The 13,575-nt window shown below is 59.9% G+C and carries 14 protein-coding genes; 7 read left to right on the top strand and 7 right to left on the bottom strand.

Going from position 1 to position 13,575, the window contains the following annotated elements; translation table 11 throughout:
- A partial coding sequence (locus tag VJV58_RS12870) for an LVIVD repeat-containing protein (protein WP_414641488.1) occupies nt 1-1,129 on the bottom strand: 1,129 nt, incomplete at its 3' end.
- 126 nt (nt 1,130-1,255) lie between these two features.
- On the opposite strand from VJV58_RS12870, the gene VJV58_RS12865 reads away from it, so the two are divergent.
- From VJV58_RS12865 to VJV58_RS12855, 3 genes are read left to right on the top strand one after another with little or no spacing between them, the layout of a single operon-like run.
- Nucleotides 1,256-1,576: a metalloregulator ArsR/SmtB family transcription factor gene (locus VJV58_RS12865; RefSeq protein ID WP_324137730.1), complete on the top strand. Its 321-nt coding sequence runs from the start codon at nt 1,256-1,258 to the stop codon at nt 1,574-1,576.
- On the top strand, nt 1,563-2,024 hold the full coding sequence (locus VJV58_RS12860) for an SRPBCC family protein (protein ID WP_324137729.1): 462 nt from the start codon (nt 1,563-1,565) through the stop codon (nt 2,022-2,024). The genes VJV58_RS12865 and VJV58_RS12860 overlap by 14 nt, the downstream gene beginning before the upstream one ends.
- A 55-nt stretch (nt 2,025-2,079) precedes the next feature.
- Nucleotides 2,080-2,592 carry an SRPBCC family protein gene (locus VJV58_RS12855; RefSeq protein ID WP_324137732.1) on the top strand — a complete coding sequence of 171 codons (513 nt, stop codon included), beginning with the start codon at nt 2,080-2,082 and terminating at the stop codon, nt 2,590-2,592.
- Between the two features lie 24 nt (nt 2,593-2,616).
- Here VJV58_RS12855 and VJV58_RS12850 read toward each other — a convergent pair whose 3' ends face one another.
- From VJV58_RS12850 to VJV58_RS12830, 4 genes are all read right to left on the bottom strand, one after another.
- Entirely contained in the window at nt 2,617-4,227 is a 1,611-nt protein-coding gene (locus VJV58_RS12850; protein ID WP_324137728.1) for an acyl-CoA synthetase, read from the bottom strand.
- An 89-nt stretch (nt 4,228-4,316) separates the two neighbouring features.
- On the bottom strand, nt 4,317-5,630 hold the full coding sequence (locus VJV58_RS12845; RefSeq protein ID WP_324137727.1) for an adenylate/guanylate cyclase domain-containing protein: 1,314 nt from the start codon (nt 5,628-5,630) through the stop codon (nt 4,317-4,319).
- A gap of 142 nt (nt 5,631-5,772) precedes the next feature.
- Nucleotides 5,773-6,228 carry a GatB/YqeY domain-containing protein gene (locus tag VJV58_RS12840; protein WP_324137731.1) on the bottom strand — a complete coding sequence of 152 codons (456 nt, stop codon included), beginning with the start codon at nt 6,226-6,228 and terminating at the stop codon, nt 5,773-5,775.
- Between the two features lie 598 nt (nt 6,229-6,826).
- A complete protein-coding gene (locus VJV58_RS12830; protein ID WP_324137726.1) occupies nt 6,827-7,768 on the bottom strand; it encodes an alpha/beta hydrolase in 942 nt (313 codons plus the stop codon).
- Nucleotides 7,769-7,913: 145 nt separating this feature from the next.
- Here VJV58_RS12830 and VJV58_RS12825 point away from each other — a divergent pair, with 145 nt between their 5' ends.
- The gene (locus VJV58_RS12825; protein ID WP_324137725.1) at nt 7,914-8,870 is read left to right on the top strand and encodes a LysR family transcriptional regulator; all 957 of its coding nucleotides are present in this window, start codon (nt 7,914-7,916) and stop codon (nt 8,868-8,870) included.
- Between the two features lie 144 nt (nt 8,871-9,014).
- On the opposite strand, the gene VJV58_RS12820 is transcribed toward VJV58_RS12825, so the two are convergent.
- On the bottom strand, nt 9,015-9,716 hold the full coding sequence (locus tag VJV58_RS12820; RefSeq protein WP_324137724.1) for an alpha/beta hydrolase: 702 nt from the start codon (nt 9,714-9,716) through the stop codon (nt 9,015-9,017).
- Nucleotides 9,717-9,875: 159 nt separating this feature from the next.
- Between VJV58_RS12820 and carA the strand changes: the two genes are divergently transcribed.
- From carA to VJV58_RS12805, 3 genes are all read left to right on the top strand, one after another.
- Nucleotides 9,876-11,066: a glutamine-hydrolyzing carbamoyl-phosphate synthase small subunit gene (gene carA / locus VJV58_RS12815; RefSeq protein WP_324137723.1), complete on the top strand. Its 1,191-nt coding sequence runs from the start codon at nt 9,876-9,878 to the stop codon at nt 11,064-11,066.
- 157 nt (nt 11,067-11,223) lie between these two features.
- Nucleotides 11,224-11,751, top strand: coding sequence for a PaaI family thioesterase (locus VJV58_RS12810; protein WP_324137722.1), 528 nt, complete (start codon nt 11,224-11,226; stop codon nt 11,749-11,751).
- Between the two features lie 29 nt (nt 11,752-11,780).
- Entirely contained in the window at nt 11,781-12,311 is a 531-nt protein-coding gene (locus VJV58_RS12805; protein WP_324137721.1) for a cupin domain-containing protein, read from the top strand.
- Here VJV58_RS12805 and VJV58_RS12800 read toward each other — a convergent pair.
- A complete protein-coding gene (locus tag VJV58_RS12800) occupies nt 12,286-13,263 on the bottom strand; it encodes a DUF3592 domain-containing protein (RefSeq protein WP_324137720.1) in 978 nt (325 codons plus the stop codon). The genes VJV58_RS12805 and VJV58_RS12800 overlap by 26 nt on opposite strands.
- Nucleotides 13,264-13,575: the final 312 nt, after the last annotated feature.

Below are 13,575 nucleotides of genomic sequence, written 5' to 3'. Positions count from 1 at the left end.
ACGAGTGCGATCCGAACCGCCCTCCACGCTCGCAGAACGAGCCGCTCGCCTCCGGAACCGTGTAGCTCGAAATCATCATCGGGCGATTCTCGACCGTGACGTCCGCGAACCACACCATCTGCCGCGGCTCGCGGCATTCATTCAGGATCGCCTCGTCGACGATCATCACGATGTCGCGGGTTTTGCCGTCCTTGTCGTTGGAAAATTCGGCGATTGGCATGCCCATCATCGGAAAAGTGGTATGGGCCCCGTTGAACGCGGACAAGTTCAGCCGCGAGATTTCCGGAAAGCGGAGATTGTCCGGCGTCGGCTCGCTCGGGCCTTTGATCAGCTTGTCGCGATCGACAATCTGCAACATGCCGCCCTTGTCGGTGCCATATCCGAAATAAACCCGATTGCCTTGTGGACCTGTAGAAATCGGCCCGTGCAATTCGGTCGGCACCGCGCCGGTTGCACCGGGCTCCTGGCCGGGAAGTCCGAAGTCCCTGATCTTGACCGGATGGGCGGGATCGCTGAGATCATAAACTTGCGTCATGCGCCGCGTGCGCCAATCCAGCGCGCCCGACACCAGAAACGCAATGCCGGTGTCGCACTCCCACCAGCTCTTGTGGGTATCTTTCAGCCCGCCGATTCGCGTGACCAGCACCGGATTTGCCGGGTCGGCGACGTTCCAGATTTCATGCGCTTCGCTGCCGAACGTGCGCAGCATGTAAACCGCATTGCGCTCACCTTTCGGCAGCGCCTTGCCGTCGCAAATTCGCACCATCTGCGCGCCGCCGCCTTCATATTTTCCCGGCTGCCCGGGAATGTGGCGCAGATAGTTGGGATGGGCGGGGTCGGTGACATCGACAATCGAGGTGCCGTTCGGCTCGGCCTTGCCGGTCATCGGATTGATCGGCGCGGGGACATCATCAGTGCCGCCGTGATGTCCGATATAGGCGATCCAGCGCTCGCCCTGATGATGGATCGTCGGCTGATACGCGCTACGCGCCTGCAAATCATTGCTGCCGACGAGCCGCATGTTGGAAGCTTCAGGCGCCGCTCCGATTAGTTGTTGCTGCGCATCAGCGAATCCGCCGCACATCAGAAAACAAAAGGCGAAACCAAACCAAAGCTTGAGCCAACTCATCATGCCTTCCACCCTCGACCGCTCAAACCAATCTGCGTTGGCTCGGTCGGACGATATCACGTCCGAATGTCGCGTGTGAAAACACTCCCTTGACATGCAACCTTTTGGTTGCCTATTATCTCCGCGATGGATGAAGTCTTCAGGGCGCTCGCAGATGCTTCGAGACGGTTGCTGCTGGACCGGCTTCACGCCAAAAATGGACAGACGCTCAATGAGCTGTGCGACGGCCTTGCGATGACGCGACAGGCCGTAACGAAACACCTTGCGATACTCGAGGAGGCCAACCTGGTCACCTCGCTCAGGAACGGCCGCGAGAAGCTGCACTACCTGAACCCCGTGCCGATCCATCAGATCGGCGAACGATGGATCAAGAAATTCGAGCGCGACAAGCTTATCGCGCTGAGCGAATTGAAACGCCAACTGGAGAAGCGCGATGAGCAAACCTGATTTCGTCTACGTCACCTTCATCCGCACCACACCTGAGCGGCTGTGGTCCGCACTGACCACTCCGGAGTTCATACGCCAGTACTGGTTCGGAATGCATTGCGAGAGCGACTGGAAGCCCACTTCACCGTGGAAGCTGGTCTTCGCGGACGGCCGGCTCGCGGACGCAGGCGAGATCGTCGAGGCCGACCCGCCGCGACGCCTTGTCATCAAGTGGCGGAACGAGTGGAATGCGGAGATGAGGGCCGAAGGCTATTCGCTCTGCACGTTCGAGATCGAAACCGTTCCCGACGCCAGCCCTCAAGCGGTGAAGCTGAGCATCACCCATGCCATGGATCGGCCGGAGTCCAAATTCATCGAGGCTGTGTCCGGCGGCTGGCCGCGCATCATTTCGAACCTCAAGTCTCTGCTGGAGACCGGCTCGGTGGTGTTGTCGCCCAAGAAGGCATGAGCATACCGGGCACAGCGCTCATTGCGACCGGCGTTAGCGACGAGGTGTATCAGTGATCGATATCCACAAATTCAAGCCGACGATCGTCTCCACCATCTACATCGCCGCCACGGCCGAAAAGGTCTGGGAAGCGCTGAGCTCGGCGGAGTTCAGCCGGAAGTATTTCTTCGGCAATGCGGTTGAAGTCGATCTGAGAGTTGGTGGCGCATATGTCCTGCGCCAGCCGGACGGCTCGGTGCACATCCACGGCGAAGTGGTGGAATGCGAACCGCCGAGGAAACTCACCGTGACATTCAACGTCAACTGGCCAGCGGTGATCGAAAAGCTCGGGCCGACGCTCGTGATTTATGAGATCGAGCCCGCCGGCGAGGTCGTCCGACTCACTGTGACCGAGGCGCACGACCGGCCGATCGAGGACGACATCCTTTCCGGCGGACGTCAGGGCTGGCCCGCCATCCTGTCGAGCTTGAAGAGCCTCATGGAAACCGGTCAAGCGTTGTCAATCAAGATGGAGCCGCCGCAGCAGATGCTCGCCGCGCTGAAAAGACTCGGCATTCAGACGCCGTAGCGGGCGACTAGCTAAGGGACGACCTCACCCCAGCGCTCTCAACTCGCGCCTCAGCACCTTGCCGGTGGCGGTCATTGGCAACGTGTCGGTGAATTGCACGAAGCGCGGGTACTCATGCGCGGCGAGTTGCACCTTCACAAAATCCTGGATCTCGCGCGCCAGCTTCTCGCTCGGCCCAAACCCGGGCCGCAGCACAATCCAGGCCTTGATGGATTCGGTGCGGATCGGGTCCGGAATTCCGACCACCGCCGATAACGCGACCGCCGGATGCTTCAACAGCGTATGCTCGATTTCCGATGGTCCGACGCGATAGCCTGCCGTGGTAATCACGTCATCCTCGCGGCTGACGTACCAGAAATAACCCTCTTCATCCTGGATGCCGAGATCGCCGGTCAGCAGAAATTCGCCGGCGTATTTTTTTGTCGTAGCGTCCGGGTTCTTCCAGTACTCGATCATGGTGCACGGGTTGGGCTGACGCACGCCGATAATACCGCATTCACCTTGCCGCAGCTCCTCGCCGCGCTCATTGACGATACGTACGTCGAACCCCGGTGTAGCCCGCCCCATCGAGCCCGGCCGGATCGGGAACAGTTTCGAGTTGCTGCCGACCACCAGATTGCATTCGGTCTGGCCGTACACCTCGTGTGCATCGATGCCGAAGGTCGCGCGTACCCAGTCCAGCAGCTCCGAGCCAAGCGATTCACCGCCGGTCAACATGCTGCGCAGTTTCACGCCTTCATGTTTGACCCCGGCCTGCCGCATCAGCTTCAGCGCGGTCGGCGGCAGGAAGACGTTTCGAACGGCATGATCGGCCATTAGCTGCATCGCCGCCTGTGGTTCGAATTTTTTGGCGCGATGCCCGACCACCGGTACGCCGTGATACCAGGCAGGAAACAGCGCATCGAAGAGGCCGCCGATCCAAGCCCAATCGGCCGGCGTCCACATCACATCGCCCGGCCTCGGCAGGAAATCGTGCACCATCTCCACATTGGGCAGATGACCGAGCAACACGCGATGCGCGTGCAGCGCACCTTTGGGATTCCCTGTGGTGCCCGAGGTGTAGATGATGATGGCGGGATCGTCGGCGGAGGTATCCAGCGTTGTGAATTGTTCGGACGCGGTTTCGATCGAGGACCAGAATGACTTCGCGCCGGCGTGAATGGCCTCGCTGGTGACGTATATGTCCTGAAGGTACGGCAGCCGGTCGCGGATTTTCGACAGCTTCTCCCAGCCGGTTTCATCGGTGACAATAGCCTTGGCGCCGGAGTTACCGAGACGAAATTCCAGCGCGTCCTCGCCGAACAGCGTGAACAGCGGCACCGAGACCAGGCCGGAGCGGAATGCCGCCAGATGCACGATCGGCAATTCCAGCGATTGCGATAGAAACACCGCGACCCGGTCGCCCCGCGACAGCCCGTCGGCCTTCAATACGTTCGCAAACCGGCTCGATAGCTCGCGCATCTCGTCGAAGGAGGTGCGCGTCGCCTTACCGTCTTCGTCGACATAGATTAACGCCACCCGATTACTGCCATCGGCATACCGATCGCAGCAGGCGCTCGCGACATTGAATCGCGCGGGGATATCCCAGCGAAAATTCCCGTAGAGGCTTTTGTAGTCAGAGGTCTCTGTCAGCATTTGATCAAGTTAACCGATCGTAGTTCGGGCAAAAACCCTCTCGTTGGCACACGCCGTCTCCCAAAGCTAAGGGACTCAAATCCTGCTGCTTACACCGCAGCGGTGAAAATGCGCCACTCGCCTGGAATTCCCTTGAGAGGATAAGTGCCCCGCTCATCGAAGCGCAATCCCGAACCGGCTACCAGATCCTTCACGGTGCCCGAAACCAGAACCTCACCGGCATTGGCAAGAGACGCCACACGTGCGCCGATGTGGACGGCAATCCCGCCGACATCATCGCCGATTATCTCGCATTCGCCTGTATGAAGACCGGCCCGGACTTCTATACCGAGCGACTTGATCTCCTGCGCTATTGCATGAGCGCACCGAACGCCGCGTGCCGGTCCGTCAAACGTGGCGAGAAATCCGTCGCCTGTAGTTTTGACTTCATGACCGCGAAAGCGCGCGAGATTTCGACGTATGACGGCGTGATGATGCTCCAGTAGATCGCGCCAGCGCTGGTCGCCGAGCCTCGCAGCCGTTTCGGTCGAGCTCACGATATCGGTGAAGAGAACCGTGGCAAGGACGCGATCCACCGGAGCCGGTGCTCGCGATCCCGTCAGAAACTCTTCAATGGCCTCCGCGATCTTGTCGGCACTCTCACCGACATAGAAGATGTGATCGCTTCCGGGAAGCTCGACAAGACGAGCGCCCGGAATGTGCGCGGCCATATCGCGTCCACCCTCCACATCGACCGCCTTGTCTTCCGTGCGGTGGATCACAAGCGTCGGTACCCGCACTGCTGGAAGGATGCTGCTGACGTCGATCTGACTGTTCATGCGCATGAGAGCGGTCACGGCGGCGGGGCTAGCCCCGAGCCGCTCGTTGCGGCCCCACCAGCGCTGAAAGGCGGCGTCATTTGCGCGCGAGGGCGCGAACCTTTGTACGCTGCCGCCAGTACCCCACGATTGCTCAACGTAGGTGAAAAACTGGCCGAGTGCCTCTTCGGTGGGAAACCAGTACGAAAATCGTGAAAAGCTGCCATAGAGGATCAACGCGCGACAACGGTCGGGGTAGGTTGCGGCAAACAGAACGGATAGTGGCGCGCCTTCGGAAATCCCGAGCAGCGCCGCCTGCTCCATGCCGCCGGCGTCCATTACTGCCCGGAGATCGTCCATCCGCTGATCGAGGCCCGGCAACTCGGCGACGCGATCCGACATTCCGGTGCCGCGCTTGTCGAAGGTTATCACCCGGGCGTAGCCGGCCAAACGATTGAGAAATCGCGCGAAGTCGGGCTGGTCCCAATAGTTTTCGATGTTGGACACAAATCCGGGGACCATAACAAGGTTGAGGGGACCGTCGCCAAATGCCTGATAGGCGATGTGAACGTCGCCGCTCTTCGCGTACTGCGTAACCGCCTGCATGAACGGGCCTCCGTCCGCTCGCCAAAAGATCCCACCCAAGCATAGCAGGCAATTCAGCCGAACGTGCCACCTACGCTATTTGCGCGCGCCGACGGGGATCCAATGAGGAACCCAGTCCGCGAGGTCCCGCGCGAGCAAGAACTCACCCTGTCAGAGCCGCTTTGACCATGCCGCTGGCCTTGCCGAAATCCATCTGGCCGGCGTATTTTGCCTTCAACGCGCCAATCACCTTGCCCATGTCCTTGATCCCCGCGGCGCCGGTCTCGGCGATCGCGGCGGAGATCGCGGCCTTCACATCGGCTTCCGACATCTGCTTCGGTAAATAGCCGGAGATGATCTCGATCTCCTCGCGCTCCTGCGCGGCGAGTTCGGCGCGGCCGCCCTTGTCATAGAGTTCGACTGCCTCCCGGCGCTGCTTGATCATCTTCTGCAATACGCTGAGCAGATCGGCGTCGCTGAGAGGCGGCTTGCCCTCCCCGCGTGCCTCGATGTCGGCGTTCTTGATAGTCGAATTGACCATGCGCAGAGTGGAGAGCTTGCGCTCGTCCTTGGCGCGCATCGCGTCCTTGACCGCATTGTTGATATCGTCACGTAGCATCGTCTGTCCTCTGCGGCCTTCAGGCCCTGGCAGCACCTGATCTAGGCCGTTCGCGGCTGTGAGACAACTCCAGCGCTTCGGGCCCCGCTTCGAGGCGAACTCGGGCCCCTGGCAGACTAAAATGCGTATCAGGGCAAGATTGAAAAAGGCAAGGTAGTTAGCCGCGAGCTTGCCCTTACGCTGTCAACCGGCCGCAGAGCTTGATTTTGTTGAAGAACCTTTGACCAGGTTTCGCGCTCTATTAAGGGATGGACTGAAGCAGATTGGGTGTGTGCGAGTTCGCTGCGGAGGAATGTTGGCCCACGCGCCGTGTTCGCCGGCTAACGCCCTGATCCAGTCCGGACATATCCCTGATCAGTGAGCAGGATTGCGCCTGATTTCAAATCAGACAGCAGCTTGGTAACGACTCGATTATCGTGAACCTCACGATGGTCAATTCGAGGAGAGCGGCTATCCGTGGTGTCGACGCGGCATGTCTTTTGGGTCGTTAGCTCACCTCGCGATCGACCCATCAGTCCTTGTCTTGACATGGCAAGATCGACGCCATTGGACCCAAACCCATCTTCCGCTTCGCAAGGGCTTTGGGAAACTTATTTAACTAGCGCGCAGCCCGCCGCGACGTCACCGCCCCGATAAACGATCGCATCGGCTCGGACAGGGACGTATCCGTCGTATTCAGCCCGTAGATTTCGGACATATGGTTGTTGCCACCACTGATCGACACGAAAGTGGGGCACTTCCTTTCGCTGCAGAGTCTGGCTTTCAACGCCTCGGCCTGTTCGATGTAATAGGGAACATCCAGTTCGCCGTGAGCGATCAGCAACGGCACATTCGTTTTTGTCAGTCCGGCAATTGACGAACGATCTGCCCATAACGCGGTGTCCGATCCAAAATAGGATCGCTCGCCGGGAAGGTCGATCTCCGGTTTGAGGTCATAGTTGCCGGAAACGAGAATGGCTCCCGCTGCGTGGGGCGGACTTCTGCCGGCAATCCCAGGATGGGCCAGATAGGACGACACGTGCGTCGCGCCCGAGGAATGTCCCATCAGGACGATCTGAGCGGGATCTCCTCCAAATCGCGCAATATTGGCGTACGTCCAAGCGAAGGCCGCCGCGATGTCCTCCACGGCAGCCGGCCACGGACTCGCCGGCGCCAGACGGTAGTTCATGTTCACACCCACCATCTTATGCTCCACGGCCCAGAGCATGACGTTGTCGTAAAATGGGCTTCCAGCGGCGCGCTTGTCGCCTCTCACATAGCCGCCGCCATGAACGAACAGCAGCACGGGCAATGAGGCTGCATCGTTCGACCGGAACACGTCTAAGCGATGATGGTCGTCGCTGCCGTACTTTTCGTCGCGGCTAACGGCCACTCCAGCGTAGGGCTCCTTCTGTTGCAGCGGCGCCAATATCTTGGTGGTCTCTGGCACATTGATGACAGGGCCGATCTTCTGGATGGCGTCCCTAGCCTCCTGAGGCAATTCGCCAGCAATGGAATGAGACGACACGAGAGCAACGAGACCGGCCAGAAGAATGCGCATTGCTTTTTTCCTCACTTCGCCTGATGGGCGTGCAAGCATAACCCCGGTGCGCCTAGCGGATTAATGCTTTCACTGCACTTCAATCGTGCGTATTACTCACGGATGCTTCGATGCTGACGGTTTGCGAGCTTTTGCGGGATTTGCCATGGACAAGCTTCGGCGGCTCGAGATGGTCATTCGCGCGGCGGACCTCGGCAGTTTCGGGGCGGCGGCCAAGCACATGAACATCACGCCATCCGCAGTGAGTCGGGGCATCGCCGAGCTGGAGCGGATGTTGCGGATCTCGATCTTCAAGCGAAGCACCCGGCATATCCAGCTCACAGAAGAAGGCCGCCAACTCTACCACAGGGCCCTGGACGTCCTGGGGCGGCTGGCGGCAATCGAAGTGACGGCCAATGCCGTCGACAAGCAGGTCAGGGGTACGATCCGTATCGGGATCATGCCGCCACTGAGCCGCCACGTGCTCATGCCGCAACTAGCCGGGTTTCTGGATGCGTATCCAAATCTGCGGATCGAGTTTCACGCAACGCAAGACACCCGGGCGATCCAGTCCGAAAATATTGACGTGCTGCTGCACGTCGGCGAGCCGCCGCCTTCGCGATTGATCGCCCGCAAGCTGGGGCAGGGCCGGCCCGCGGCCTATGCGTCTCCCGCCTACATCGCACGATATGGCGAGCTGAAGGACCCTGACGAGTTGCGTGCGCACCGTTGCATGGCATTCAAGCCGGACTGGCTGACGCAGCCCTATATCAGATGGACCTTTACCAAGGGCGCCAGGAGCAAGACGATCAAGATTAATCCGGCAATCGTCACGTCGGACCGGGAAGCCTTGCTCGTTGGTGCAGCGTCATCCGCAGGCGTCATCTTCATGGCCTGCTTCGATCCAGGCCTGATCGCATCGAAGCAACTCGTCCGGCTGTTTCCTGACTGGAGTTGCAGGCCGAGCTTCAACATCTACGCGCTCTATCGCGACAAATCGGCGAAAGCCCCACGCGTAGCGTCGTTCCTCTCGTTCGTGCAGCGTTCGTTCAGGAATTTTGACCGTGATGAGCACACCATCCTTCATGCCGGGAGCTTCGACCCGCAACGACCGAAGGGTTGACGCGTATCTCACGATTGCCCATCCAGGTATCTTGCAATGTCTGGCTTTCGTCCGTTTCGGACCGAGCGACGCCCGGTGCCAGTCCGCAAAGCGCCTAATAGCGGAGCAAGCCGCGCTCACCAATCCGATTTATGCGAACGCGAGCTATCTTCGCAGCCATTCGACCATGGCCTCGGCCGTGGCCTGCGGCTGCTCGACTTGCGGCAGGTGACCGCAATCCGGAAGTATCCTGAGCTTCGCGGCGCGAATGCTGTCGGCCATCTCGACAGACAGAGAATTGGAGATCGTGTTGTCTTCGTCGCCGGTCAGCACCAATGTCGGACAGTTGATGCGAGCCAATGTTGAGCGCGAGTCGGCGCGTCCGATGATGGCGTTCTGTTGCCGCACGAACGCATCCGCGCCGATATCGTCTCCCATCTCGTGAACCAATTGACGCAACGAAGCATCATCGCGCCGTGACGGATGCACGAAGCCGGGGAACAGTTCATCCAGCACCGTGTGGTATTCGCCCGTTTGCGCGCGAGCAATCTGGCCACGACGGCGAGCCGTGGCCTCCGGCGTGTCGGGCCGCGCCTGGGTATTGATCAGCGCCAGTTTCATGATGCGATCCGGGGCCTGTCGCATGATTTCGAACGCGATGTATCCTCCCATCGAATGACCGGCCAGGACGAACCGCGGCGGTGCCTCGGCCAGGATCCGCCGCGCGATCGCGTCCATGTTGTCATCCCGGAAGTGGCTGGCCACCATCACCGGACCGAACCGCCAGATCGCAGACATCACAGGTGCATAGATGCGAGGCGAACCGGCGAGACCCGGAATCAGCAAAATCGGGATCGCCTCGTCCATGCACGGCTCCAATTCGGAAAAGCTTCAGAAAACAGGCGGGTTCAGACACTCGCAGCTTAAAACCGCTCCAGGGGCTGTCAAATTTTGCAGCAAAAGCACATGTGAATCCGCCTGTTCCGCCTTTGACGGCACCGCATGTGGAGACTATGTAATGCGCTCATGACACAATCCGAAAACGTTTCAGCCTGGCCGGACCACAAACCGACCGCGCTGCTGGTGCTTGCCGACGGTACTGTGCTGGAGGGCTTCGGCCTTGGCGCGGAGGGCCAGGCTGTCGGCGAAGTCTGTTTCAACACCGCCATGACGGGTTACGAGGAAATTCTTACCGATCCGTCCTACGCCGGACAGCTCATTACTTTCACCTTTCCCCATATCGGTAACGTCGGCACCAACGACGAAGATATCGAGACCGTGAACATGGCGGCGACGCCTGGCGCTCGCGGCGTGATCCTGCGCTCGGCGATCACCGATCCTTCGAACTACCGGGCCACCCGCCATCTCGATCAATGGCTACGGGCACGCGGCATCGTCGGACTTTCTGGAATTGATACCCGCGCGCTGACCGCGCTGATCCGCAGCAAGGGCATGCCCAATGCCGTGATCGCGCATGCCAGGAACGGCCAGTTCGACCTGCATGGACTAAAAGAAGAAGCGCGCGAATGGCCCGGGCTGGAAGGCATGGACCTGGTGCCGACGGTGACCTCGGCGCAACGCTTCACCTGGGATGAAACGCCCTGGGCATGGGAAAAAGGCTTTGGCCGGCAGACCAACCCCGAGTTCAATGTCGTTGCTATTGATTACGGCATCAAGCGCAACATCCTGCGGCTGCTTGCCGGCGAAGGCTGCAGGGTCACCGTGGTGCCCGCGACCACGTCCGCAGAAGACATCCTGGCGCTAAAGCCTGACGGCGTGTTCCTTTCGAATGGACCCGGCGATCCCGCCGAGACCGGCAAATACGCCGTCCCGGTGATTCAGAAGGTGATCGATTCCGGCATGCCTACGTTTGGCATTTGTCTCGGCCACCAAATGCTGGGGCTCGCGGTGGGCGCCAAGACCAGGAAGATGCGTCAGGGCCATCACGGGGCCAACCACCCGGTCAAGGATGAAACGACCGGCAAGGTGGAAATCACGTCGATGAACCACGGCTTCGCAGTGGATCAGACGACGCTGCCGAAAGGCGCCACGCAAACTCATATTTCGCTGTTCGACGGCTCGAATTGCGGCATTCAACTTGACGGCAAGCCGGTGTTCTCGGTGCAGTATCATCCCGAAGCTTCGCCTGGCCCGCGCGACTCGCATTACCTGTTCAAGCGCTTCACCGACCTGATGCGGGCGAACAAGAGGCACTAGACTTATTCTTCCGACGCGTTTTCTTCACGCCAACCGGCGTCGATCCGCTCGAAAACGCTTTAGGCCGGTCACATTCAGCTTTCGTCATTGCGTTTTCGGGTGTGATGGCGTTCGTTTAGTATGACGCATGTCATTACAACACCAGGAAACCGCCCCTATGGACGATCGAGTGTCCCCCAAGACAGAATATGGCGTAACGCCGACCGAGGTAATGGCCTCAATGGCCGGCATCGATTTCGTCCGCGCTCTTTTCGATGGGCGGTTGCCAACACCCCCAATTCTGCAGACCATCGAACCATTCGATTGCACGGCCGAGTCCGGCATGGCGGTAATGCACAGCATTCCAGCCTTCCGGCACTACAACCCGATCGGCTCTGTGCACGGCGGCTATGCCGCTACCTTGCTGGATTCGGTGATGGGGCTGGCGGTCCACTCGATGCTACCGCCGGGGACCGGCTACACGACGCTGGAATTCAAGATCACTTTCATCAAAGGCATCAGCAAAGACACTGGCGTGATCCGCAGTGAAGGCCGCATCCTCAATGTTGGTCGTCGCGCCGCAACCGCCGAGGGGCGCCTCACCGATACGCAAGGCCGGCTGCTGGCGCATGCCACCACGACGTGCCTGGTGTTCGAGATTCCCACAGCGCCGCAAAAAGGAACGCGGAGCGCCGATAAAGGTTGAATCCCGTAGTCTTCACGCGGGAGAATCATATGTCAGTTGTCACCGACGGCATCGAGCCGCTCACCTGCGTCTTCGAAGACGATGGACTAGTCCCAAACAACCCAATGCCGTTCGTGGTCTACAAGCACGTGCTCAAACTCGCCAACGATCAGCCCGAAAAGACCATCGAAGACCTGTTCGGCGCTAATGGTTGGGGCGACATGTGGCGCAATGGCATCTTCGATTATCTGCACTATCACGCCACGGTGCACGAAGCGCTCGGAGTCGCCCGCGGACACGCGCGTGTCCGATTTGGCGGTGACCACGGGCAGGAAGTCGAAGTTACGGCCGGCGACGTCGCCATACTTCCGGCTGGCACCGGGCATCAATGCCTATCGGCCAGTCCGGATTTCTCTGTGGTCGGCGCCTATCCGCCGGGACCCAAGATGCAGGTGACGCGTCCGACGCCGGAGAATTACCGCAAAGCCATAAAGACGATCCCGGAAGTAAAGCTGCCCAGGACCGATCCGGTTCGCGGTCCAGACGGTCCGTTGATCAAGCTCTGGAATCGGACGGACTAACCAGCGGCGATTGCTGGGCAGTGCTTGACCCGAACGTTCGCCGCAACTGGTCAATCCACATCGCTATGGCGCAGATATCGAGAACGACGGCGAAGAAGCCGAAACATATCCGCCCCATCAGTTCGCTTGGCACAAAGCCTATGCCAACGAAGCTGCCGTTGAACTTCCGCTCGCCGGGACCGAACGCCACCCAATCGAACGTCAGCGCGAAGCAGGTGACCACGAGCGTGCCGAGCAAAGCGCGCCATCTTGTATATTCAGGTGGCAAGCCGATCAGTACGCCCGCGAACACGAACATCAGCCCGGCCGGAATGCCCATCAAATTGTCGGCTGTAAAAGGATCGGCATAGATCGCGCGGTCGATCGCCAACCCGGTAACCATCAGGCCCATCGCGGCGAACAGGAACCCGATCGCAAGGCCGCGAAGCTCGCCATCGCGCGCAGCCCTAACTTGAGCCGCTCGCGCCTTCAAATATCTCGCCAGCGATACAAGGCCGGCGCAGGCGATACTTGCGATCGCGAACAGGATCAGGTCGGTAGCGGTATGGCCTGCGGCGGATGGCACTTCGTCTGAGGCAAATCTCGCGCGATTTTGCTGCGATGGATCATAACGAATATCGATGCGGCTGCCGATGCGGTGCTGCGCCGCCCAGGATCGCAGCTTTGTCGTTTCCGTGTCGGAAGCTACGGCGCGCGACGTCAGGGTCGCCGTTGCCGATTGCTCGTTCACATTATAGCGCACGCGATAGCGAAGCTTCCATTCGGTCCCGCCACCGTCGTTTGCCGCTCGCGCCGATGCAATGACGTCTGCCCGCTCGACCACCGCCGATACAACCGGCCAGCTCGCCTGCGCGGCCTCGCCGTACCAATCGCTAAGGCTGACACAGGCGGCAAAAATCGCGCAAAGTCCCGCGAACAGGCCGAGCAAGCCCGCAAACGCGGACGCCCTCATCGGCTGTTGTGTAGAATTTGCAACGATGAGATCGGGCATGAGGTCACGGTGCGTCGAGAAGGATTTCTGGTACATCTCTATGGACCAGAGCTTTAAATAGCCGAGCGGAACATCCGTTAGCTTTTACGCAAAGCGGCTAACCGCGCATTAAGGCAATGCATTTCACTGGCGCGCGATTCTGGTAGCGACGCCATCAACTCGCACGCGTAGCCGCTATGTGAATTCCGCTTTCGGCGGCGCAGCGGATGCGACCGGAGTCGGCTGGCTTGACCCGGTCGCGAAAGACCCATCTGAGACATTGCCCGAGAAAAT

It is taken from the genome of Bradyrhizobium sp. (genome assembly GCF_035273305.1).
In the GTDB taxonomy this organism is placed as follows: Bacteria; Pseudomonadota; Alphaproteobacteria; order Rhizobiales; family Xanthobacteraceae; genus Bradyrhizobium.
This window is presented reverse-complemented; position numbering and strand designations above follow the sequence as displayed.

Coding starts and splice junctions, on each gene's coding strand:
- VJV58_RS12865 (WP_324137730.1), top strand. CDS start 1,256: ATGGATGAAGTCTTCAGGGCGCTCGCAGATGCTTCGAGACGGTTGCTG.
- VJV58_RS12860 (WP_324137729.1), top strand. CDS start 1,563: ATGAGCAAACCTGATTTCGTCTACGTCACCTTCATCCGCACCACACCT.
- VJV58_RS12850 (WP_324137728.1), bottom strand. CDS start 4,227: ATGCTGACAGAGACCTCTGACTACAAAAGCCTCTACGGGAATTTTCGC.
- VJV58_RS12845 (WP_324137727.1), bottom strand. CDS start 5,630: ATGCAGGCGGTTACGCAGTACGCGAAGAGCGGCGACGTTCACATCGCC.
- VJV58_RS12840 (WP_324137731.1), bottom strand. CDS start 6,228: ATGCTACGTGACGATATCAACAATGCGGTCAAGGACGCGATGCGCGCC.
- VJV58_RS12830 (WP_324137726.1), bottom strand. CDS start 7,768: ATGCGCATTCTTCTGGCCGGTCTCGTTGCTCTCGTGTCGTCTCATTCC.
- VJV58_RS12825 (WP_324137725.1), top strand. CDS start 7,914: ATGGACAAGCTTCGGCGGCTCGAGATGGTCATTCGCGCGGCGGACCTC.
- VJV58_RS12820 (WP_324137724.1), bottom strand. CDS start 9,716: ATGGACGAGGCGATCCCGATTTTGCTGATTCCGGGTCTCGCCGGTTCG.
- carA (WP_324137723.1), top strand. CDS start 9,876: ATGACACAATCCGAAAACGTTTCAGCCTGGCCGGACCACAAACCGACC.
- VJV58_RS12810 (WP_324137722.1), top strand. CDS start 11,224: ATGGACGATCGAGTGTCCCCCAAGACAGAATATGGCGTAACGCCGACC.
- VJV58_RS12805 (WP_324137721.1), top strand. CDS start 11,781: ATGTCAGTTGTCACCGACGGCATCGAGCCGCTCACCTGCGTCTTCGAA.
- VJV58_RS12800 (WP_324137720.1), bottom strand. CDS start 13,263: ATGAGGGCGTCCGCGTTTGCGGGCTTGCTCGGCCTGTTCGCGGGACTT.